General features: G+C 36.5%; 16 protein-coding genes. 9 read left to right on the top strand and 7 right to left on the bottom strand.

Going from position 1 to position 21898, the window contains the following annotated elements; genetic code table 11:
* Nucleotides 1–85: 85 nt before the first annotated feature.
* The gene (locus tag CYAN10605_RS04200; protein ID WP_015218700.1) at nucleotides 86–1087 is read right to left on the bottom strand and encodes a LysR family transcriptional regulator; all 1002 of its coding nucleotides are present in this window, start codon (nucleotides 1085–1087) and stop codon (nucleotides 86–88) included.
* Between the two features lie 256 nt (nucleotides 1088–1343).
* On the opposite strand from CYAN10605_RS04200, the gene CYAN10605_RS04195 reads away from it, so the two are divergent.
* The 3 genes from CYAN10605_RS04195 to coaD all read left to right on the top strand — a co-directional run bounded on the left by CYAN10605_RS04195 (nucleotide 1344) and on the right by coaD (nucleotide 3560).
* On the top strand, nucleotides 1344–2042 hold the full coding sequence (locus tag CYAN10605_RS04195; RefSeq protein WP_041922418.1) for an NnrU family protein: 699 nt from the start codon (nucleotides 1344–1346) through the stop codon (nucleotides 2040–2042).
* Between the two features lie 157 nt (nucleotides 2043–2199).
* A complete protein-coding gene (locus tag CYAN10605_RS04190) occupies nucleotides 2200–2538 on the top strand; it encodes a thioredoxin family protein (protein WP_015218698.1) in 339 nt (112 codons plus the stop codon).
* Between the two features lie 545 nt (nucleotides 2539–3083).
* Entirely contained in the window at nucleotides 3084–3560 is a 477-nt protein-coding gene (coaD, locus tag CYAN10605_RS04185) for a pantetheine-phosphate adenylyltransferase (protein WP_015218697.1), read from the top strand.
* A gap of 29 nt (nucleotides 3561–3589) precedes the next feature.
* Here the strand turns inward: coaD and CYAN10605_RS04180 are convergent, their stop codons facing one another.
* From CYAN10605_RS04180 to prfC, 3 genes are all read right to left on the bottom strand, one after another.
* Nucleotides 3590–10129, bottom strand: coding sequence for an Hpt domain-containing protein (locus tag CYAN10605_RS04180; protein ID WP_015218696.1), 6540 nt, complete (start codon nucleotides 10127–10129; stop codon nucleotides 3590–3592).
* Nucleotides 10130–10441: 312 nt separating this feature from the next.
* A complete protein-coding gene (psbA, locus tag CYAN10605_RS04175) occupies nucleotides 10442–11512 on the bottom strand; it encodes a photosystem II q(b) protein (RefSeq protein ID WP_015218695.1) in 1071 nt (356 codons plus the stop codon).
* Between the two features lie 144 nt (nucleotides 11513–11656).
* A complete protein-coding gene (prfC, locus tag CYAN10605_RS04170) occupies nucleotides 11657–13261 on the bottom strand; it encodes a peptide chain release factor 3 (RefSeq protein WP_015218694.1) in 1605 nt (534 codons plus the stop codon).
* 154 nt (nucleotides 13262–13415) lie between these two features.
* Here prfC and CYAN10605_RS04165 point away from each other — a divergent pair, with 154 nt between their 5' ends.
* A complete protein-coding gene (locus CYAN10605_RS04165) occupies nucleotides 13416–13661 on the top strand; it encodes a four helix bundle protein (RefSeq protein ID WP_015218693.1) in 246 nt (81 codons plus the stop codon).
* A 206-nt stretch (nucleotides 13662–13867) separates the two neighbouring features.
* Here the strand turns inward: CYAN10605_RS04165 and galE are convergent, their stop codons facing one another.
* Entirely contained in the window at nucleotides 13868–14848 is a 981-nt protein-coding gene (gene galE, locus CYAN10605_RS04160; RefSeq protein WP_015218692.1) for a UDP-glucose 4-epimerase GalE, read from the bottom strand.
* Nucleotides 14849–15271: 423 nt separating this feature from the next.
* Here galE and CYAN10605_RS04155 point away from each other — a divergent pair, with 423 nt between their 5' ends.
* From CYAN10605_RS04155 to ccmN, 5 genes are all read left to right on the top strand, one after another.
* Entirely contained in the window at nucleotides 15272–15583 is a 312-nt protein-coding gene (locus tag CYAN10605_RS04155) for a carbon dioxide-concentrating mechanism protein CcmK (protein WP_015218691.1), read from the top strand.
* A 119-nt stretch (nucleotides 15584–15702) separates the two neighbouring features.
* Nucleotides 15703–16041 (top strand): carbon dioxide-concentrating mechanism protein CcmK, encoded by a 339-nt coding sequence (locus tag CYAN10605_RS04150; RefSeq protein ID WP_015218690.1) that lies wholly within the window; start codon nucleotides 15703–15705, stop codon nucleotides 16039–16041.
* A gap of 18 nt (nucleotides 16042–16059) precedes the next feature.
* Nucleotides 16060–16368 carry a beta-carboxysome shell vertex protein CcmL gene (gene ccmL / locus CYAN10605_RS04145; protein ID WP_015218689.1) on the top strand — a complete coding sequence of 103 codons (309 nt, stop codon included), beginning with the start codon at nucleotides 16060–16062 and terminating at the stop codon, nucleotides 16366–16368.
* Nucleotides 16369–16504: 136 nt separating this feature from the next.
* On the top strand, nucleotides 16505–18538 hold the full coding sequence (gene ccmM, locus CYAN10605_RS04140) for a beta-carboxysome scaffolding protein CcmM (protein ID WP_502685839.1): 2034 nt from the start codon (nucleotides 16505–16507) through the stop codon (nucleotides 18536–18538).
* A 128-nt stretch (nucleotides 18539–18666) separates the two neighbouring features.
* A complete protein-coding gene (gene ccmN, locus CYAN10605_RS17745) occupies nucleotides 18667–19353 on the top strand; it encodes a beta-carboxysome scaffolding protein CcmN (protein WP_015218687.1) in 687 nt (228 codons plus the stop codon).
* Between the two features lie 58 nt (nucleotides 19354–19411).
* Here the strand turns inward: ccmN and CYAN10605_RS04130 are convergent, their stop codons facing one another.
* Together CYAN10605_RS04130 and CYAN10605_RS04125 are read right to left on the bottom strand one after the other, a co-directional pair.
* Nucleotides 19412–19996, bottom strand: a complete 585-nt coding sequence (locus tag CYAN10605_RS04130) for a phycobiliprotein lyase (RefSeq protein WP_015218686.1) — start codon at nucleotides 19994–19996, stop codon at nucleotides 19412–19414.
* 51 nt (nucleotides 19997–20047) lie between these two features.
* Nucleotides 20048–21142 carry a tetratricopeptide repeat protein gene (locus CYAN10605_RS04125; RefSeq protein WP_015218685.1) on the bottom strand — a complete coding sequence of 365 codons (1095 nt, stop codon included), beginning with the start codon at nucleotides 21140–21142 and terminating at the stop codon, nucleotides 20048–20050.
* Nucleotides 21143–21898 lie beyond the last annotated feature (756 nt).

The raw sequence follows: 21898 nt of genomic DNA, 5'->3' as shown, positions 1-21898 counted from the left end.
CCTTGCTAAAAACCCCTACCACCTGCAACCTGCAACCTGACACCTGACACCTAACCTTTTTGGATATTCTTAAACCGAACTGAGGTTAAATTATTCCCTTATCATTTTCTATAACAAGGTATTGCTTATTATTTTTGGAAAGTTTATCTAATTCCGACACATGATTTTCACTGGAAAACTGAGGTAATATTTCTTTAATAAAAGCCTCTGCCGCTTTGGAACGATAACGATTAGAATTAACAATGACAGATAGTGTTCTTTTTATCTCTACATCGTCAATATAGGCTCGGTGAATAATGCCCATTTTTAGCTCTTTCTCAATGGCAGTCACAGATACAAAAGAAGCCCCTAAACCCGATTGTACAGCGTTTTTAATAGCTTCGATCGAATTTAACTCCATTTCAATTTTTAAATCACTGGTATTAATCTCACAACGGGTTAAAACTTGATCTAAAACTTTACGAATAGTCGATTGAGAATCTAAGGTAATATAGTTCAAATTATATAAATCTTCTTTAGCAATGGTCTCTTGTTCCGCTAAAGGATGATTCGGAGGTATAATCAAAGCTAATTCATCTTCCGCATAAGGGATGATTTCTAAAACATCATGTAATTCCGTTGGTACTTCTCCGCCGATGATAGCCAAGTCAACCTGCCCGTTGGCTACTGCCCATGATGTGCGTCTGGTAGAGTGAACCTGTAGCTGAACCGAAACATAAGGATATTTTTGATGAAATAAGCCTATCATACGAGGTAAAAGATATGTACCTGTAGTTTGAGAAGCCCCGACAATCAAAGTCCCACCCTGCAAATTTTGTAAGTCTTCGATCGCACGACAGGTTTCTTGACAAAGGGTAATAATTTTTTCACCATAGGCAAGAAGTAAATTACCTGCTTCTGTCAGTTGGGCTTTCCTTCCTCCCCTATCAAACAAGGGTACGGATAATTGTTTTTCTAAATTTTGGATTTGTAAACTAATGGCAGGTTGGGAAACAAATAAGCTATCAGCCGCTCGTTTAAAGCTACCTTCGTCAGCAATGGCTTTAAGAATCCGTAATTGATCAAGAGAAAAAGGAATATCTGACATAAGTTGATTAAATTAGGTAATAGTGGCAATTATAGTCTTAATTCTGAGATGACTAATTTTCAATAGAAAGGGGGCTAATTTTAACTTTTCTTATTACTAAGATACCATTTACCAATAGAATAAGTATTAATTATATATCTGTTCCCTAAGTATAAACTCTATGTTGCACTTTTTCTCAGAAAAGATGTTTTTTTTTGCGTATGAATCTATTTATCGATGTTTTTTTGCTCAATTCAACCTCAAATTGCCTCTATGGATGAACGATAGCCATTTTATCATGATTGCCCTACTATTCACATTTGCGATCGCACATAGTGGATTAGCCGCCCTAAGAATGTGGGCAGAGAGAAAAATAGGAGCTAGACTGTACAGAGTTTTTTTCGCCCTTGTTAGCATACCTTTAGCCACTGTATTGATTATTTATTTTTTCAATCATCGCTACGATGGTCTTGTATTATGGCAATTACAAGATATTTCGGGAATTAAAGAAACAGTCTGGATTCTCTCTTTCATTTCTTTTATCTTCCTCTATCCCGCCACTTTTAACCTCTTAGAAATAGCCGCCGTTGCCAAACCAGAAGTCCATCTCTACGAAACAGGTATCATTCGTATTTCCCGTCATCCGCAAATGGTAGGACAGGTAATTTGGTGTATTGCCCACACTATTTGGTTAGGTACTACTTTTACCCTCGTTACATCCTTCGGTTTAATTGCTCATCATCTTTTTGCCGTTTGGCATGGAGATTATCGCTTAACAAAACGTTACGGAGAAGCCTTTATAAAAGTTAAAGAAAGAACATCTATAATTCCCTTTCTGGCGATAATAGATGGGAGACAAAAGCTAGAAATAAAAGAGTTTCTCCGCCCTGCCTATGTGGGAGTGACGGGTTTTGTTTTCTTATTTTGGTGGCTTCACCCTTGGTTAATGACAGCAACCAGTAGAATAAATCTTTAATTTAACTAGATGAAACCTTCTGTTTCCTGCAAAATATAGTAAAGGGATCAACTAGAGTGATAGTGATATTTATTTTTCAACCAGCCATTAATTACTATCAACTCTTATCACTTTCATAATAAAATACAAACAATTGCAATAATAATTATATATAAATATGATTTCCGTCAACCAAGATACTTTTAATCAACAAGTTTTAGAATCATCTCAAACTGTGTTAGTTAATTTTTGGGCGCCTTGGTGTGGTTTATGTATGATGCTTAATCCGATTTTGAGTCAGCTAGAATCTCAGTGGGAAGGAGAATTAAAAATTGCCAGTATAAATGCTGATGACAATTTACAATTAGCCAATACTCACCGTCTTAAAAATTTGCCTACTCTTATTCTTTACAATAAAGGGAGAATAATTCATCGTTTTGAGGGTTTTCACAGTCGGGAGGATTTATATAGTACCGTTAATAATATTATGCTGAGTTTTGTTCCTGAATCAGCTTGAAACTACAATTTTATTCTAAATCATGTTACAATCAACTTAGACTACGCATTTATTTTAGTATGTTACGTTAAAGTTATAGTAATTTCAAATTAAGAAAGTTACATTTAATTTGTGCAATAATCACGGATAATTTCATCTAAAGATGTTCCTGAAGAGGCATATAGTTTAACGTTGTTAGAGAAATCAATATTTATGGTTCTTCAGAGTGTGGTTATGATAAATTAATAAAAAATAACTCCCATAACCTTTATTGAATAGTGTTTATTGAATAGTGTTTATAGTAAAATAAAAACTAAAAGTTTATAAATTATTATTTAACAATCCCCTATTGCCTATTGCCTCTTGCCTTTCAGCCTACCCTAACTAATAATTTACATACTCAAAATGATAGAGCCATATTTATTTAATTATATTATTGTTACAGTCTTAATTAAAACTACTATAACTTCACGTGTAAGATTTCAAATTTCAGGCTTTAATTAATTACTAAGTAAAAATTGTTTTTGCCCTTTGTTAAGTATAGTTTATTAATTTAAAATTTGATAATGATAGCTATTTACCCCGGCAGTTTTGACCCTATCACCTTGGGACATTTAGACTTAATAAAAAGAAGTAGTATTTTATTTGAAAAAGTCATTGTTGCAGTTTTAAAAAATCCGAATAAAAAACCCTTATTTTCCATCGAAAAAAGAGTTCAACAAATAACAGAATGTGTAAATAATATCTCTAACGTGGAAGTTGATAGTTTTACTGGCTTAACTGTGGAATACGCCAAGAAAAAACAGGCAGGAGTTTTACTCAGAGGCTTAAGAGTGATGTCTGATTTTGAACAAGAATTGCAGATGGCACACATTAACAAAACTCTTGAAAATAGTTTAGAAACCGTTTTTCTAGCCACCAATACTGAACTTAGTTTTATTAGTAGTAGTGTAGTCAAAGAAATTGCCAAATTTGGAGGAGAAATAGAACATCTTGTCCCCCCCAATATAGCAGAAGATTTAAGAATTTATTTGAAAAAATAAAACACCTTTGGGCAATCTCAAAATCAAAACTATGCTGTTACCGCAGACTTTTGTCCTTCTATTAAATTACGAATTGACTCTAAGAATTTTTGTTCAATATAAGGTTTAGTGAAGTAAGCATTTGCTCCTAAATGAGTCGCTAATTTGCGGTGTTTGTCATTACTACGAGAGGTTAACATTGCAACTGGTACTTTCTTAAATTCAGGATGACGTCTTCTTTGTCCTAAGAATTCAAAGCCATTCATGTTGGGCATTTCAATGTCACAGATAATCAAGTTTACATTTAAACCCTGTTGTAATTGTTCGATCGCATCTTTACCATCCTTTGCCTGTACCACTCGATAACCTGCCTTTTCTAAAGAAAGAGCTAAAGTTCGTCTCATAGCCGCACTATCATCAATTACTAACACTGAAGATACTTGGAAAGATTGAGAATGTACCATATTATCAGCAGAAGAAGCAACTCGGCGAGGTGCAACATTACCCCCAGAACTAACCTGTAAATAATTAGCTAATAGGATAGTCGTATTGATAACAGGAATTAATGTACCATCCCCTAAAATTGTACAACCATAGGTGTAACTAGGTGCTGTCAAAGCCTTGCCAAAAGGTTTAATAACCAATTCTTGCTCACTCACTAAGTGATCAACTTCCATGGCAAATAACTCTTGCCCTAAATTAATTAAGAGTAATGGTTTTCCCCATTCTTCGGGAGTAGGCAAAATATCCAAACTCTGACTTGTACTAGCAGTGTTAGGCAAATAACAACGATATTCTAGTAAATCCATTAAAGGATATATCGGTACAACTTTACTTTCATAATGTAAAAAGCGTTTATTTCCAGAAACTTTGATTTGTCTATCTTCAGGTACGATAATTTCTACAATATTATCTGAAGGTAAAGCATAGAAATGAACTCCCGCCGACAACACCAAAAGTTTATCAATAGTTAAAGTTAGAGGTAGTCTTAGAATAAAAGTCGTACCAACATTAGGTTCAGAGTCCACGCTGATAGTCCCTTTGAGCGATCGCAATTGAGAACGAACAATATCTAAACCAACCCCTCTGCCCGAAATTTCCGTGACTGCCGAAGCGGTGGAAAATCCGGGTTCAAAAATTAAGTCCAGTAAATTTTCCTTCGTAATTACCGCTAATTGCTCAGAAGTTATTAGCTGTTTCTCAACGGCTTTTTGACCTATTTTTTGTAAATTTAAACCTCCCCCGTCATCTCGAATTTCAATAACAGTCTGATTACCTTGATGATACGCTTTAACCTCGATAGTACCTACGTCAGGCTTATTTCTCTGCTTTCTTAATTCTGGGGTTTCAATTCCATGATCAAAAGCATTACGAATTAAATGCACCAAAGGATCATACAATTTTTCTAATGCCGCCTTATCAACCAATACACTTGTACCACTCAACTTAAGATTAACTTTTTTATTGTACTTAACAGATAAATCTCTGAGAACACGAGGGAAACGATTGAGAATTTCACCTAAAGGAAGCATTCTTGCCCACATTAATTCGTCTCTGAGGCGATTAAGCATCTGTCTTTGATTTTCTACAGTCTGCCCCGATTGAGAAGCAAATAAACCAATATCATCCACTGCTTCTTCTAATTGAATCATTTGTTCAATTAAACCTTGAGTAATATTATAAAGGTTGTCATAACGATCCATTTCTAAAGCGTCAAAAGCAGAATGGAGACTTAGATCATCATCTTCGCTAGTTAATGAAGCAAGAGAGAAATTATTATTAACTTGTCCTCTTGGGGCAAACTTTTCGGGAGAAACGAGCATCTTATCCGATAAATCTCTCAAATTATTTGCCAGTTGTCGGAAATTAGCAAATCTTTCAATTAACTCTTTAACCGCATTTTGCAATTTGTTGTTTTGCAGAGATAAACCATTACGATTGATAGACAACTCACCCATTAAGTTATTCATTCTCTCCAAGCGGTCTAAATCTACTCGAATAGTTAAATTACTTTTGGGAGAAGGAGTACCAGATTTTGCCGTTGATGTAGGAGTAATAGGTGTTTTTTTGGAGGAAGATTTTTCTTTTTTGGATGTTCCTTTTATTTGTTCTTGGGATTTTAGTCCTGGTAATTTGTCATATATGTCATTAATTGATTGAATTGTTTGCTCTATGTTTTCTCCTTTGGCACTTAAGAGAACCTCTCTTTCTTCAGGAGAGAGATTGATAATAGTTTGTTTATGAGTTTCTTTAGGAGTTTTAGCTTCAATAGGATGTTTTTCCTCCTCATCAGCAGAATCTTGATCTGTCGTTGAGATATGAGAGGATTCTTCATCTTCAGGGGGAAGGGCAAAAATGTCTTCTGATTGATTATTGACGGCATTTTGGTCTTGGGAAATAATTTCTTCAGAGGGTGTCGCTTCCTCTATTGGCTCAACTGCAACGGGAGTATTTTCGAGGGGTAATTCAACATTAGAAAAAATTTCACTCAAAGATAATATATCCTCTTCCTCTGCTTCTTCATCAGCTTCAATTAGACTAAAATCGGGATTGGCAAACACATCATCAAGGGGAAGGGGGCTATCTTCTGATTCTTCGGGAGTGTTAACTAAGCCACTATCATCTGCAACAAAAACATCATCCAGACTAGGAATAGTGTTATTTTTATCATTTTCAAGGGCTAATTCAGAAGCGTTGGCAAGGAGGTTAATTTCTTCCTCACTAAATTCCGAGGCAAAAATTTCCTCTAGGTTGGGAGTTTCTTCTTCTTCATTATCGGCAATTCCTTGATCTAAGGCTTCCAACTGACTAGGATCAAAATCTAGCTGGAAAACATCTTCTAAAGGAGGAGTTGTGGTTTGAGTATCTTTATCAATGGCGGGGAAAATTTCTTCAGGGGTAGATAAGACTTCTCCAAAAACTTCATTTAAAGAAGGTTCATCTTCGGTGGCATCTTCAGAGTTATCAAGAAAGAAAATATTATCTTCCGCCTCTAGGTTACTTTCTCCTTGAGCTAGGCGTTTTAATTCTTCGCTAGGCTCTCCCCCACGAATGCGATCGCCTCCTAGGACTTCATCTCTTGCTTTTTCTGCATCTCGAATAATAACATTGATGATTGTTAAAATATGATCAGGATTAGTCTCAGCGGCTTGTAAACCCAATTGGGCAATTTCTGCAAATCCGGGTAAATTTAACATTTCACCAAATCCACAAAAGACTTCTAGGGTAGCCCGTAACTCTCCACCTAAAGGTTGACTAGAGGGGTTTTCCAGCACATTTTTCAAGCGTTGCAATTCCTGTTCAACATCCACCTCAAACATTGATTGAACAATATCGACTCCTAAATCCGAAGACGAGGGAATATAATCATCCGCACGATCTAAATATACTCCCAGTTTAGTGCGAATTTTTGCCCAAATTTGCGATGCTTCCTCTAGGCTTTCTTGAGGTTGATAAGTACCTGTTTCCATTTGAGTTGTCAGGGCATTTTGCAGACAGTCAAACCCTTCCAATAACCAGCTTTCTAAGTCAGTGTCGATGTCAATATCCGGGTTATATAAAACTTTGAAAATATCTTCCAATTCGTGAGCTATGGTTTTTATGGCTTCTAAACCAACACTGGCCGCTCCTCCTTTGATAGAGTGAGCCGCTCTCATCATTTCGTGAATTTTTGCGGTAGTACGCTCCTCTCGTAAGTTTAGCAATCCTGTTTCAATAGTCTGTAATAACTCTGGGGCTTCTTCAATAAAGAATCCATAGGCTTGATCACTTGTGTCAACAGGTTTTTCTTTGGATTCGTTCCCAGAGGTGGATATTTCCTCTGATGAGGTAATGGGGGCTTCTCCTGCTAAAAATAATAAATCTATACTTGGTTCTCCTCCAGAGATGCGATCGCCCTCTATCACTAAATGATGAGCTTCCCGTAAGTTATCAATAAAGGCTTGAGTAATAGAGATGATTTGATTAGGGTTATTATTTAGAGCTTTATTTGCCGTTTCACAAATAGCCGTAAAACCGGGTAAACCTAACATTTCGCCAAAACCAGAAAACACCTCTATCTGCATTAAAAGAGTATCTTGTAGGTCTGTGGGATTCCCAGAATCTAAGGCTTGTTGTAAATTGGCAATACCTTCAGGCACATCCACCTCAAAAATAGAAGTAGCAATATCAATGCCCAAGTCACTAGAAGAAGGTAAAAATTCCTCTGATTTAGCGATTTCTTCTCCGTATTCAGCTTCAAACACCTCCCATTGAGCGTTTACCCTATCCATGGCGGATTTTTCGTCAAATTCTTGATTTTCCATTCTGGCAACAATGGCTTGACGGAGAGTTTGATAAATGTCTCTCAAATAAATTTTTCTTTCTTCATCAAGGGGTATATTTTCGTTAAACAAGGCTTTAAGGCTTTTTTCGACCCTTAAGGCAATCATGCCAATTTCCTCTAAACCAGCACTGCGAGAACCACCTTTAAGAGAATGTGCCGCCCTTGCTACCTCGTTAATATCATTAATATCTCTTGTCTGGAAAACAGTTTCCAAATTATTATCAATTAAGGCGATTAATTCTACAGCCTCCTCCATAAAAAATTTATAGGATTGTGCCTGTAATTCTTTCTGCTGTGAAGACACAGAATCCTCTTCTTGGTTTTCTTCCCCAAAAATATTATCCATAAATATATCTAAATCTGGGTAATTTTCTTCTTGGTTACTACTCTCATCGCTAAAGTTTGCAAAAATATCTTCTGTCTCGCTTTCTTCGATTAAACCGCTTAAATCTGTTGATTCCTCTTTATCATCACTTTCAGGAGTAAAATTAAACTCTTGACTATCAAGAGAAACATCAAAAATATTTTCTTCCCCTTCTTGGTCAAAATTACTATTAATTTCTGAAGCTAAATCAGCAAAATCTAAAAGGCTACTATCTTCACCATTTTCTGAGTCTGGGTGAAAAAGGTTATCTCCTTCCACTAATTCTCCTACTCCTTCTCGGGCATTGTGAGCTAATTTTTCTAACTCTGGGGAAGGTTTACCTCCCTGAGTTGAGCTACCTGATAAAACATCATCTCTAGCTTGAACTAAATCGTTAATCAGATATTTGACTATTTGTTGAGTTTGGTGGGGATTTCCAGCAAGAGCGGCAAAAGTTGTATCAACAATGCTTTTTAAACCTTTCATGTTGCCGATTTCACTGAAACCAATCAGCACCTCAAGCACAGGGGTAACACTTATTTTTAATTCTTCGTTGGTGCAAGTTTCAATATTTTCTTGTAATTGTTCAATAATTCTAGCAATATCAATTTCAAATAGTGACTCTACTATATCAACCCCTAAATCAGCAGAGGAAGGTAAATAATCCCTATTGTCAATATCTCCTAACTTGTTTTCCAACTGTTGCCATACTGCTTCAGCTTCATCTTGCCACTGTAAAGAATAATTACCATCTTTTTTTTGCTCATCAAGGGCATTTTTAAGACAATCAAATCCTGAGAGAAAAAGGGTTTCTAATTCATCATCAACAATTACGCTCTCATCAAATAGGGCTTTAATATAGTCTTCTAATTTATGTGCCATATCTTTGATGTCATCTAAGCCCACACTAGCCGCTCCTCCTTTAAGAGAGTGAGCATAACGCATTATATTATTGATATTATTAATACTTTTATCTTCTTTAAGAGATAATAAACCTGTTTCTATTTCATGAAGCAAATCTGGCACTTCTGCCATGAAAAATTGATAAACGGGATCTTCTACACTGACGGTATTTTGTTGAGTTTGAGCTATTTTGTGCAGAACTTTTGCTTCTACTTGTGCTTGATTATCTTCGGCTAAAGCTAGTAAGTTAGAACAGGGGTTTCCTCCAGAAATGCGATCGCCTCCTAAGACAATTTCTCTACTTTCTTCTAAGTCTTGTACTAATAAACCTGCAATAATAATAGTTTTATCGGGATGTTTTTCTAAAGCCTGTTGTGCCATGGAAACGATTAAAGAAAAACCAGGTAAGTTAACCACTTCCCCCAATCCTTGCAAAATTTCTAAGGATTCTCTCAACTCTTGGGAGGGATTAAAACTTTCAGGGGAAGCAACCAATCCTTTTAAGCGACGAATTTCTTGAGCAATATCCACTTCAAACATGGAAGCCACTATATCAATTCCTAAATCTTCGGAGGAAGGAAGATAATCTTCTACTTGTTGTATCACATTACCTAATTTCGCATCTAACTTTTGCCACACTTCTTCTGCTTTATTTTGGGCTGAAGTGCGATCGAAATCTCCCGTTTCCAGTTGTTGTTTGAGAGGTACAGCTAAACTATCAAATGCTTCTAAAAATAAGTTTTCTAATTCAGTATCGATAATTAAATCTTCATTATATAAAGCCTTCAGATAATCTTCTAATCTGTGGGCAATATTTTTTATCCCTTGCAAGCCAACACTTGCCGCCCCCCCTTTCAGAGAGTGAGCCGCTCTCATCATCCCATGAATGACTGGTACGCTTCTATCATGGTTCAAATTAAGTAAACCGTTTTCTATTTCTTGTAATAGTTCTGGGACTTCATCAATGAATAACTGATAGGCTTGATTAAGTGAATTCATGACAACTGGTAGGGATAGTTTTGCTTTTACTTTAATATTAGTTTAACAATGAAACTTCTTTGATCGTAAATTTAACAAAAGAAAAACACTAATAAATCTTCGAGGGGGTGCTTAATTGTGAAATGAAAGATTGTTAAATTACTTTGCATATCTAAAACTTGAAATATTATTCCCGTTGCCTATGCTCCATTCCCTATCTAAACTAATGACATCTCCTAAACCAAATTAGACAACAAAAAACACCCCCTAACTTAATAGAGAGTGCCTTTCGTTTATTTATTTAATTGTCTTTGATTTTTCAACCTATACAACCTATCCGTTGATTACAGGAGCAGATACAGGCTCTGCACTTGCTAAGTCTAAGGGGAAGTTGTGAGCATTACGCTCGTGCATTACTTCGATACCGATGTTTGCACGGTTTAATACGTCTGCCCAAGTTCCAATTACATGACCTTGGCTATCTAAGATAGACTGGTTGAAGTTGAAACCATTTAAGTTGAATGCCATGGTAGAGATTCCCATTGCGGTGAACCAAATACCGATTACAGGCCATGCACCTAAGAAAAAGTGTAACGCACGGCTGTTGTTGAAAGAAGCATATTGGAAGATCAAACGACCGAAATAGCCGTGAGCTGCTACGATGTTGTAGGTTTCTTCTTCTTGACCGAATTTGTAACCGTAGTTTTGAGATTCGGTTTCAGTGGTTTCACGCACTAAGGAAGAAGTTACTAAAGAACCGTGCATCGCAGAGAATAAAGATCCACCAAATACACCAGCTACACCAAGCATATGGAAGGGGTGCATTAAGATGTTATGCTCAGCTTGGAACACAAACATGAAGTTGAAAGTTCCAGAGATACCTAAAGGCATACCATCAGAGAAAGAACCTTGTCCAATGGGGTAGATTAAGAATACAGCAGTAGCCGCAGATACAGGTGCAGAGTAAGCAACACAGATCCAAGGACGCATACCTAAACGGTAAGATAATTCCCACTGACGACCCATGTAGCAAAATACACCGATCAAGAAGTGGAATACTACCAATTGGTAAGGACCACCGTTGTATAACCACTCATCTAAGGAAGCTGCTTCCCAGATAGGATAGAAGTGTAAACCAATAGCGTTGGAAGAAGGAACAACCGCACCAGAGATGATGTTGTTACCGTATAATAAAGAACCAGCTACAGGCTCGCGAATACCGTCAATATCAACGGGAGGAGCTGCGATGAAAGCGATGATGAAACAAGTGGTTGCAGTTAATAAACAAGGGATCATTAATACACCAAACCAACCTACATATAAACGGTTGTTGGTAGAAGTGATCCACTGACAGAACTGCTCCCATGCGGAAAGCTGTTGTTGTTGCTGTAAAGTGGTAGTCATGTTCTTATGATTTCAGTTATGAATTTTTCGAGGTACTTATATATTTTGGGTGATTTGCTCACCTCACTTACTAATATAACAAAATTGTAAAGTTTTGTCAAATATTTTCAGAATAGTTATAGTTATTTCTCAGATAACTTTTGTTTATAGTAAGGCTATCGAACTTAATTTTAAATCAGGATGATCTGCTTGTAATTGTCCCACGTTCCATTCATTACGAAATAATAACACAGGGCGATCGCGTCCATCTTTTACTGTCATGGTATTAAATATTCGACCAACTTTATCTAAGGCTTCCCAACCGTCAACAACCCAACGAGCAACAGAAAAAGGTAGAGGCTCAAGATTTGTTTCTACATTGTATTCGCTTAACATCCTAAATTGCACTACCTCAAACTGCAATTGCCCCACTGCCGCCAAAATGGGTTCACGGACAAAATCATCAACGGAATACATAATTTGAATTGCTCCCTCTTCTTGTAGTTGAGTAATACCTTTTTGGAATTGCTTAAATTTAGAAGGATTGGGATTTTTGAGATAACAGAATAATTCGGGAGAAAAAGAAGGAATACCATCATATTCCAGTTTTTGCCCTAAATAAATGGTATCTCCAATGGCAAATACCCCCGGGTTATTCAATCCTATTACATCCCCCGGATAAGCCTCCTCAATAGATTCTCGCCCCTGAGCAAATAATTTTTGAGGATGTGACAATCTTACGGATTTTCCTGAACGGGCATGATTAACCGTCATATCCTTCTCAAACTTTCCTGTGCAAACCCGAACAAAAGCAACTCTGTCTCGGTGTTTAGGATCCATATTTGCCTGTAGTTTGAAGACAAAACCACTAAAATCGGGATGAGTAGGCTCTAATTGCCCTAAACTGGAATTTCTAGGGGTGGGCTGTAAAGCATATTCAAGGAATGATTCAAGAAATAGACGTACCCCAAAGTTAGTCATTGCACTACCGAAGAAAACAGGAGTCATTTTTCCTGTGTGAATTTCTTCAAGATTAAACTCTGCACCTATCTCGTCAAGTATTTCTAATTCTTCTTGAGTTTGTGCCAATAAATCATTATCCCCGATATATTTTTCTAAGTTGGGGTCATCAGGAGATAAAATAACTTCAGGGGCTTCCTTACTACCATGAGCCACTCTCTCAAATAAATGATACTTTTTCAGACGGCGATCAAACACCCCTTTAAAATAATCACCATTACCGATGGGATAGTTGACAGGATAAGTTTTTAAGCCTAACTCTTTCTCAATTTCATCCAATAATTCTAAAGCCTCTCTACCGGGGCGATCCATTTTATTAACAAAAGTAAAGATAGGAAGCGATCGCAACTTACATACTTCAAAGAGTTTACGAGTTTGAGGTTCTAACCCCTTAGCCGCATCAATTAACATCACCGCATTATCTGCCGCCGCTAAAGTGCGATAAGTATCTTCACTAAAGTCTTGGTGTCCGGGGGTATCCAAAAGATTAAGATGATAGTTGTTATAGGTAAATTGCAAGACGGTAGAAGTAATAGAAATTCCTCTTTGTTTTTCCAACTCCATCCAGTCAGAAGTCACCCGTCTTTGCTCTCCTCTGGCTTTAACCGCCCCCGCTTCGTGAATTGCACCCCCGTAAAGTAATAATTTTTCCGTCAAAGTTGTCTTACCTGCGTCAGGGTGAGAAATAATTGCAAAGTTACGTCGCTTACTTACTGCTTTTAATAATTCTTGTTCAATAGTTACTGCCATTTTTATATCTTTGAAATAACGTTCTTTTATTTTTTTGAAGGGTACTTTTTTATTAGATGAATAACTTACATTGGTTTATGATCAAACTCCGAAATACATTTTTTCTTTTAAATCGTAAAAGCAATAATACTCTATTTTAGCAGTTCATTTTTTATTGTTAGTAAAAAAATACTTATTAAAAATATCGGATAAGGGAGGGAGAAATCATTTGGGTGATTATATTCGTCATCTTTCTATGGCAAATGGCTCACTCAAAGAATTAGAAACTCATTTGATGATTGTAGGACGATTAGGCTATCTTAAAGAGCAAGAATTAAAAGTTACTTTAAACAAATGTGAGGAAATTGGCAGAATGTTACATAGTTTAATCGAAAAACTAAGTCAAAATAAAAAAGGGTGAATTTTTCTGACTTTAAACCTGACACCTGATACCTGACACCTGATACCTCAAAACAACAACTAATTATCTTTTTGCGTAACATCAGTTATTAATTATTCATCTTTGCCCTTTTCGCCATAATTCATAGATGAAAGTTTATCCCAAACTCAGGTTAAATATCTCAAATATTAAAGAAAACTATTCTTTAAAATACTTTTTGAACCCCCCTACTTATGCCGAGACTGGTGCCATTGCCAAGCATGACTAATAATAGTTTCAATATCTGGGTATTGAGGTTGCCAATTTAAGATTTTCTTTGCTTTTTCACTACTTCCCACTAATATGGGTGGGTCTCCGGGGCGACGAGGTGCATTTTTAACGGTGAAATCTTTACCCGTAACTTTCTTGGCGGCTTTGATTACCTCTTTAACGGAAAAACCATTCCCATTACCGAGGTTAAATACTTCACTTTTTCCCCCATCTAATAAATATTCTAAGCCTAAAAGATGGGCTTGGGCTAAATCTTCCACATGAATATAATCTCGGATACAAGTACCGTCAGGAGTTGGGTAGTCATCTCCCAGAATGGAAATAGAATCTCTTTTTCCTAGAGCCGCATACAAAATCAAGGGTATTAAATGGGGTTCAGGATTGTGATCTTCTCCGATTAAACCGTCACTAGATGCACCTGCTGCATTAAAATAGCGAAAAGCTACATATTCCCAATTATAAGCCCTCTGGAAATCGGATAACATCTTTTCTACCACTAATTTGGTATAACCGTAAGGATTAATTGGATTTTGAGGGTGTGTTTCTTTAATGGGAACTTCTTCGGGAATGCCATAAGTGGCACAAGTAGAGGAAAAGACTATTTTTCTGATCCCCGCTTTTTCCATTGCTTCGAGTAGATTGAGAGTATAAGTAACATTATTGCGGTAATATTTAGCTGGATTTTCTACCGACTCTCCTACATAAGCATAAGCGGCAAAATGAATCACTGCTTCTATATTATGCTCTTGAAATAAGTCATCTAATAAGGTGCGATCGCACAAATCACCTTCGATAAAACTAACTCCCAGTTTCTCAACAATATCCCGATGTCCATAGACCAAATTATCGAAAACAAGAATGTCATAATCCCTATTTTGTAAAAGTTTAACAGTGTGAGAACCAATATAACCAGCACCACCAGTAATTAAAATAGCCATAGAAAAAATACTAAGAGTTAAAAATGAAGAATAAAGAAAAGAATAGTCACCGAGTCAGAAGAATTATAACTCTTAACCGTTGTTTGTTCCCGATCCTCATCAGCCAACTAAAATACAAACTAACTCACAGAGAACCATTGACTATTAATTATTATTAAGGAACAGATTAATAAATATCATGATCATTTATCTTGTCAAACGTACCATGCTTGTTTATGCTTATTTTAGATAGATTAAAAAAATATCTTGAGTTAAGGTAAAAAACTTCTTTAGGGGAGTCCGTGTCTATTGCGTAATCATCAAACAAAACATTTTTGTTTCAAAGATGAAAATTAAATAAACCTAACAATCCGCGCAATAAGATTATACAAAACCTTACAAGTAAATTTAAGCAAATTTTTAGTATATCAAGGAAAAAACAAAATGCCAATTGCAGTAGGAATGATTGAAACCTTAGGTTTCCCCGCCGTAGTAGAAGCCGCTGATGCTATGGTAAAAGCAGCTCGTGTAACCCTTGTTGGTTATGAGAAAATTGGTAGCGGTCGTGTAACCGTTATTATTCGTGGAGATGTGTCTGAAGTACAGGCTTCCATTGCTGCAGGTATTGATTCGGCTAACCGAGTAAGTGGAGGGGAAGTATTATCTACTCACATCATTGCTCGTCCTCACGAAAACCTCGAATACGTCTTACCTATTCGTTACACAGAAGAAGTAGAACAATTCCGTAACTATTAGCAGTAAAAGAGTCTTTAAATAACTCTCAAACTATCAAAAACCGTCAGGATTAGAGGTATCACACCCTAATTTATTGACCTTTTCTTACATCCTAAAGATAAAAATATAGGGAAAAAAATATGTCGATCGCAGTAGGAATGGTTGAAACCTTAGGTTTCCCCGCCGTAGTAGAAGCCGCAGACGCTATGGTAAAAGCAGCTCGTGTAACCCTTGTTGGTTACGAAAAAATTGGTACTGGTCGTGTAACCGTCATCGTTAGAGGAGACGTGTCTGAAGTACAGGCTTCTGTTGCCGCAGGTATTGAAAACGTGAAAAGAGTAAAAGGTGGTCAGGTTTTATCTCACCATATCATCGCTCGTCCTCACGAAAACCTCGAATACGTCTTACCTATTCGTTATACAGAAGAAGTAGAACAGTTCAGAGAAAGCGTCAATCCTCGTCCTTTAGGCAGACCATAAAATAGTAACTAAATATTAATGCAAATTGCTAAAGTATGTGGGACGGTGGTAAGTACCCACAAATCAAGAACTCTTACAGGGGTCAAATTACTTCTGGTACAATTTTTAGATGTCAGTGGTAATCCTCTACCACAATATGAAGTTGCAGGAGACACTGTAGGAGCTGGAATCAATGAATGGGTACTTGTTACTCGTGGAAGTTCTGCCCGTAAGGAAACTGGTAATGAGGAGCGTCCCATCGATGCAATGGTAGTGGGCATTATAGATACGGTTACGGTTGCGTCAGAGCTTTTGTATAGCAAAAAAGATGCAGAAAGACTATATTAAATACTTTTTCTACTATTGTAACTTGTAGCAATTCATAACTCAAGTAATAAAAAGTTAATGGACAGGGGTAAAAGAGACTAATATTCTCAACGCCCCCATAGTTTAAGTTAAATAAAATTATTAATGGAGGTAACAAGTGAGCGTCCCTATAATGGCTGCTCCCCCAACTCCTTGGTCAAAAAACTTAGCCGAGCCGACAGTAGATGATACTGCCTACATTCACTCTTTCTCTAATCTAATTGGAGATGTGAAAGTAGGGGCTAATGTTTTAGTTGCTCCTGGTACTTCTATTCGTGCTGATGAAGGAACGCCTTTCTATATCGGTGATGGTAGTAACATCCAAGATGGGGTGGTAGTTCACGGTTTAGAACAAGGTAGAGTACAGGGAGACGACGGGAAGGAATATTCCGTCTGGATTGGTGCAGATAGCTGTATTACTCACCTAGCTTTGATTCATGGTCCTGCTTATGTGGGTAATAATTGCTTTATTGGTTTTCGCTCTACGGTATTTAATGCCCGTGTGGGAGATGGTTGTATTGTGATGATGCACGCTCTGATTCAAGATGTAGAAATTCCTCCTGGAAAATATATTCCTTCAGGTGCAGTTATTACCAATCAACAACAAGCAGACCGCCTTCCAGACGTTCAACCAGAGGATAGGGAGTTTGCCGCCCATGTAGTTCATGTTAATGAAGCCTTAGCCGCAGGTTATCACTGTTCTCAGAATTCTGCCTGTATCAACCCTATCAGAGAGCAAAATCAAGCCTCAGGGCGGGTAGCTACTTCTAATCATAGTAATGGTTATCAATCGGAAAATAATATGACTTTAAATACAGATATTACTAATCAAGTCAGATCCTTGCTCAGACAAGGCTATACTGTCAGCATTGAACACGCCAATGCTCGCCGTTTTAAAACCAAGTCTTGGTTAACTGGTTCTTTGCAAGGTAATAATGAAAATACTATTTTAAAAGAATTAGATGGTTTACTCCATGAGTATCAGGGAGAATATGTGCGTTTGATTGGGGTTGATCCTCAAGCTAAACGTAGAGTTGCGGAAATTATTATTCAACGTCCTGAAGATACTCCTGGGCAACCTGCTTCTGTAACTACTGTTTCTGCCAAAGTTGATCTTGGTAGTGTTAATGGTAATGGTAAAGCAAATGGAGCTAGTGGTTATTCTCAAGGTAATGGTGATTGGACTGGCGAAATTCGCTCGTTAATTCAAGCGGGATACAATATTGGAGTTGAACACGCTGATAAGCGTCGCTTCCGTACTAAGTCTTGGTTGACTGCTCCCAGTGTGACCACTAATTCTATTAATCAGGCTTTGAATCAAATTCAAGGTTATTTGCACGAGTTTGACGGTGAATACGTGCAGATTGTTGGAGTTGACCCTCAAGCAAAACGTCGTATTGCCGAAATTATTATTCAGCGCCCCGGAGAAAATGGGGTGGTAGTAAATAGCAGTAATAATGGAGCTTCTAGCAGTTATTCTTCCTACAGTAATGGTAATGGAAGTGCTATTTCATCTAGTAGTTTAAGTGCTGAAGCAATTCAGCAGGTACGTTCTTTATTAGCTCAAGGCTATCAAATTGGTACTGAACACGCTGATAAACGTCGTTTCCGTACAAAATCTTGGAAGTCTTGTTCTCCCATTACTAGCACTAATGAGAGACAAGTTATTCGTGCCTTAGAGGGCTGTATGCAAGATCATGCTGGAGAATATGTACGTTTGATCGGTATTGATACCAATGCAAAACGTCGTGTTTTGGAAATGATTATTCAGCGCCCGGGGGATAATAATAGCTCTACTACTCGGAGTGTCGGCAATAATAATGGCAGTTCTAACTCCATCAGTAGCAGTGTTTCTAGTAATTATGGAACAAGCACCTATGGTGGCTCAAGCTCTTTAGATTCTGAGACTATTAGCCAAGTTCGTTCTTTATTAGCTCAGGGCTATCAAATTGGCACTGAACACGCTAACAAGCGTCGTTTCCGTACGAAGTCTTGGAAGTCTTGCTCTCCTATTGAAAGCACTAATGAAAGTCAAGTTTTGAATGCCCTTGAAGGTTGCTTAAAGGATCACGCAGGGGAATATGTACGTTTAATCGGTATTGATACCAATGCAAAACGTCGTGTTTTAGAAACTATCATTCAAAGACCATAGATTTTTTAAGTAATAAGTAAAAAGTAATAAGTAAAAGGCAACAGGCAGAAAGCAACGGTTTTTATTCATTCTCTTGATACCTGATACCTCTTTTAATATTCTTCATTCTCAATTCTTCATTCTTCAGGATGTCTTTACCCATTCTTCAAGCTAGTACAAATCAAACCACCCATGTGCGGGGGGATGTCATGATTGACTCCTCTGTGATGATTGCTGTGGGAGTTATTTTAAATGCAACTCCGGGTAATAAAATTATTATTCATAGTGGTGTTTGTTTGGGTATGGGTACTGTGATTACTGCTCATGATGGTGATGTGGAAATAAAGCCTAATGCGATTTTGGGGGCAGGTTGTCTGATTTTTGGTCATTGTATAATCGGTTCTCAGGCTTCTTTAGGTTCTTCTGTTACTGTATATAATGTTAATGTTGATGCAGGAGATGTAATTCCCGCCGGTTCAATAAGAGGCGATCGCACCCGTAAAATTGAACTAAACTCTCAGGAAAATAGTAATAGTGTCGCTGAAAATAAAGTTCAGGAAAATAAATGGTCGAATAAATCAGCCAAATCTGAAGAAAACAAGCAAAATATCACAAATAATCAAGAAGAAAGGGAGTCTAAGGCAGAGTCTATTTCAGAAAAGCCAGAACAGATAAAGCAAGAAAACCAAGATATTAGTCACGAAAATTTAGAACAAGAAGAAGAGATTAAAACTGATAGTTGGCAAGAAGATACTCCTCCTAACAGTGAGCAAGTTGTGGGGAAAGTATATATAAATAAGTTATTATTTACTCTTTTCCCAGAAAGGAATATGTAGGGCTATTTCCTAATTCCTAATAAAATGCCCTTTTTAATTGCCACAAATGGTACAGAAATTACCATCCTGTAATAGATGGTGTATTTAAAAGTGGCTTGATTTCTTCTGCGATTACTTGGTTATCTGCTTCTCTTACTTCAATACAAAAAGTAGCAGTATTAAAACCGCCAAAACGTTGTACAGTGCTTGTTCTCATACGAATATTATCGTTGACAAACCAGAATTTTTCATGGATAGTCATGGTTTCGTATTCTGTGCTTAAAATTAAAGCATCTTCATGATCTAAATAATACTCTCCAGCAACGGGAACTATCTCGGCGTAGCCTCTTTCTCTAAGTAGTTTTCCCTGTCTGGGATTTTCTTGGTTAGGTATTAAAGCAAATACTGTTTCCCCCTGATGATTTTCATTTTCTTTATCCCATTGCATTGCACCATCCCAAGTAACATAAGAACCTCCTACCGATAAGCTGGGGTCAAAAGAGTGCATTTCACAGATTTCTTTTATTTTGGGGTCATTCTGCTCTAAATGTTCTACTTTTATCTCTGATCCTCCTGTTTCAGCTCTTCTAAAAGGTAAATGGTGGGTGGTACGCTGCGATCGCCACTTTCCTGCACTATTCTGAAAAAAAGTCAATCCATCCATAACAAAAATAAATAAAAATTAATATTTGACTAAAAACAAATGATTTTATGACTATATATTATCATCTTCTTGTTGAGATAAAGTTTGTAAAAAAATTAAACCACTATAAAGTTGAAACGCCTCATCCCAAACAGATTCTTCTCGACGAAAAAGATTAATATGGGCGGTAATTTGTTTTAACATTTCTGGAAAATGAATAACACCTTCAGCAAATAAATTAAAATTAGATAACAAATTAATATCAGATGTTTTTCTTTGTAAATAATTAACTAACTTTTTCCACTTTTCTTGAGTTGTTTTGCTATTTTCTCCAATAGTTAACCCAGCTTCAAACTGATAAAAATGGTCACTAAAACGTAATATTAAATTATCACTAACAACGTGTAAATCAAAAAAATTAGCATAGTCTAAAGTTGATTGTTTTTTCTGGACTTTATTTCTAGCATCCAGATGGGTTGTCATTTCAAAAATAGGAATTAATCCCTGTACTTTACTTTTAACTTTTGCCCAATTCAACGTGTACCTTTTTTCTTCTTCCAAATCATTTTCTATAGTTAAATCGCATATGTTACCATCGTTTTCAATAAACTTAACTTGATAAACATCCATTTTATTTATATTTTTTATTGGGTGACAAAAACAAGGAATTCCCCCTTGAGATAATTCAAATTGATAATATTTTAATTCTCCTAAACTACCTGTTTTGTAAAGTCTCAAACTACGAGTTGGTATTTGTAAAGTGGCAGTATAATTATCTATTTCCATTAATTTCGCTAACTGGGGAGCGAGATTTTTTTTATCTTCTGGCTTAACAGGTTCTAAGATTAAAACGGCTAAATCTTGACTATTTTCTATCGTGCGAAACTCTTGTTTTTTTTCTTCTTTTTTAGATTGATAAAACTTAACAATTCTTTCAATGCCATCCCTGATCAATTTTATCAAAGTTGGATCTGGATATATACTATCCTTTATTATTTCTCTATAAGCATTTTCTGCTAAACTTAAATCCCCTTCTTTTTCAGCAATTAAAGCAGAGTAATATCGATACCACAAACGATCTTTTTCTTCAATAATAAGTTGAGATAATTTTTCCCTCGCTTCCTGATAATTTCCTAATTCAATCGTTTTATCAATATCTTTAAACACTGATTTGCCCCTGCTCAAATATTCTTTTATTGAATGAATACTGACTTACCTAAGTTTAGAGTTCAGAGTTCGGGTTTCGGCGTTAAAATAAACAGATTTTGATAAAAACAGTTAATAAATTGATTTTCTTGTTTTCAATATGAGTGAATTATCAGTCAATATTCAAAAAATAAAACCTGTCCTTACCCGATATTCTTGCATCAAACCTAGGTTGACTTTATTTTACCCATTTGTATAATAATTTTATCTCTTTTTCTCTCTCTAGTTTGTGCTTACTTATTACTTAACCTGAGTTCGGAATAATTATCGATGAGTGATGTCAAAAAGGGCAATGGGCAAAAGGCAAATCCCCCCTTTATCTCCTCTAAATAGGCAGGGCTATTTCATTTTCGAGAAAGAAAAAAGAGCGGGAGATAGGGGGAGAGGGAGACGAGGGGATTTTTGTTCATAAAGTTTTAACTAATAGAAAAAAATCCTTGTATATCTTACTCTTACTTAATCTCAGTTAACCTAATTTTTTATTTTGAAACAGCCCTGCTCTAAATACGGGGTTTTTTCAAAGTCAGGGCAAAATTATCTTGCCCTCACCCCCACCCCCTCTCCCACAGTAGAGGGGAGCGTTTTTTCTTAATAATTGATTAATTAATACTTAAAAACTCCTGTATCTGTTACTATTTGTTAACCTGAGTTTTGGATAAGCTGAAAGCAGACCAACTCGTAGTCAAAAAACCTTATAGCTTCTTAGAAATAACTTAG

Source organism: Cyanobacterium aponinum PCC 10605, from assembly GCF_000317675.1.
In the GTDB taxonomy this organism is placed as follows: domain Bacteria; phylum Cyanobacteriota; class Cyanobacteriia; order Cyanobacteriales; family Cyanobacteriaceae; genus PCC-10605.
Note: the sequence above shows the minus strand (reverse complement) of the source record. Positions and strands in the feature narration are given on the sequence as shown.

Bases quoted from the DNA above. Each gene is read 5' to 3' on its own strand.
- CYAN10605_RS04200 (WP_015218700.1), bottom strand. From the start codon at position 1,087: ATGTCAGATATTCCTTTTTCTCTTGATCAATTACGGATTCTTAAAGCC.
- CYAN10605_RS04195 (WP_041922418.1), top strand. From the start codon at position 1,344: ATGAACGATAGCCATTTTATCATGATTGCCCTACTATTCACATTTGCG.
- CYAN10605_RS04190 (WP_015218698.1), top strand. From the start codon at position 2,200: ATGATTTCCGTCAACCAAGATACTTTTAATCAACAAGTTTTAGAATCA.
- coaD (WP_015218697.1), top strand. From the start codon at position 3,084: ATGATAGCTATTTACCCCGGCAGTTTTGACCCTATCACCTTGGGACAT.
- CYAN10605_RS04180 (WP_015218696.1), bottom strand. From the start codon at position 10,129: ATGAATTCACTTAATCAAGCCTATCAGTTATTCATTGATGAAGTCCCA.
- psbA (WP_015218695.1), bottom strand. From the start codon at position 11,512: ATGACTACCACTTTACAGCAACAACAACAGCTTTCCGCATGGGAGCAG.
- prfC (WP_015218694.1), bottom strand. From the start codon at position 13,261: ATGGCAGTAACTATTGAACAAGAATTATTAAAAGCAGTAAGTAAGCGA.
- galE (WP_015218692.1), bottom strand. From the start codon at position 14,848: ATGGCTATTTTAATTACTGGTGGTGCTGGTTATATTGGTTCTCACACT.
- CYAN10605_RS04155 (WP_015218691.1), top strand. From the start codon at position 15,272: ATGCCAATTGCAGTAGGAATGATTGAAACCTTAGGTTTCCCCGCCGTA.
- CYAN10605_RS04150 (WP_015218690.1), top strand. From the start codon at position 15,703: ATGTCGATCGCAGTAGGAATGGTTGAAACCTTAGGTTTCCCCGCCGTA.
- ccmL (WP_015218689.1), top strand. From the start codon at position 16,060: ATGCAAATTGCTAAAGTATGTGGGACGGTGGTAAGTACCCACAAATCA.
- ccmN (WP_015218687.1), top strand. From the start codon at position 18,667: ATGTCTTTACCCATTCTTCAAGCTAGTACAAATCAAACCACCCATGTG.
- CYAN10605_RS04130 (WP_015218686.1), bottom strand. From the start codon at position 19,996: ATGGATGGATTGACTTTTTTTCAGAATAGTGCAGGAAAGTGGCGATCG.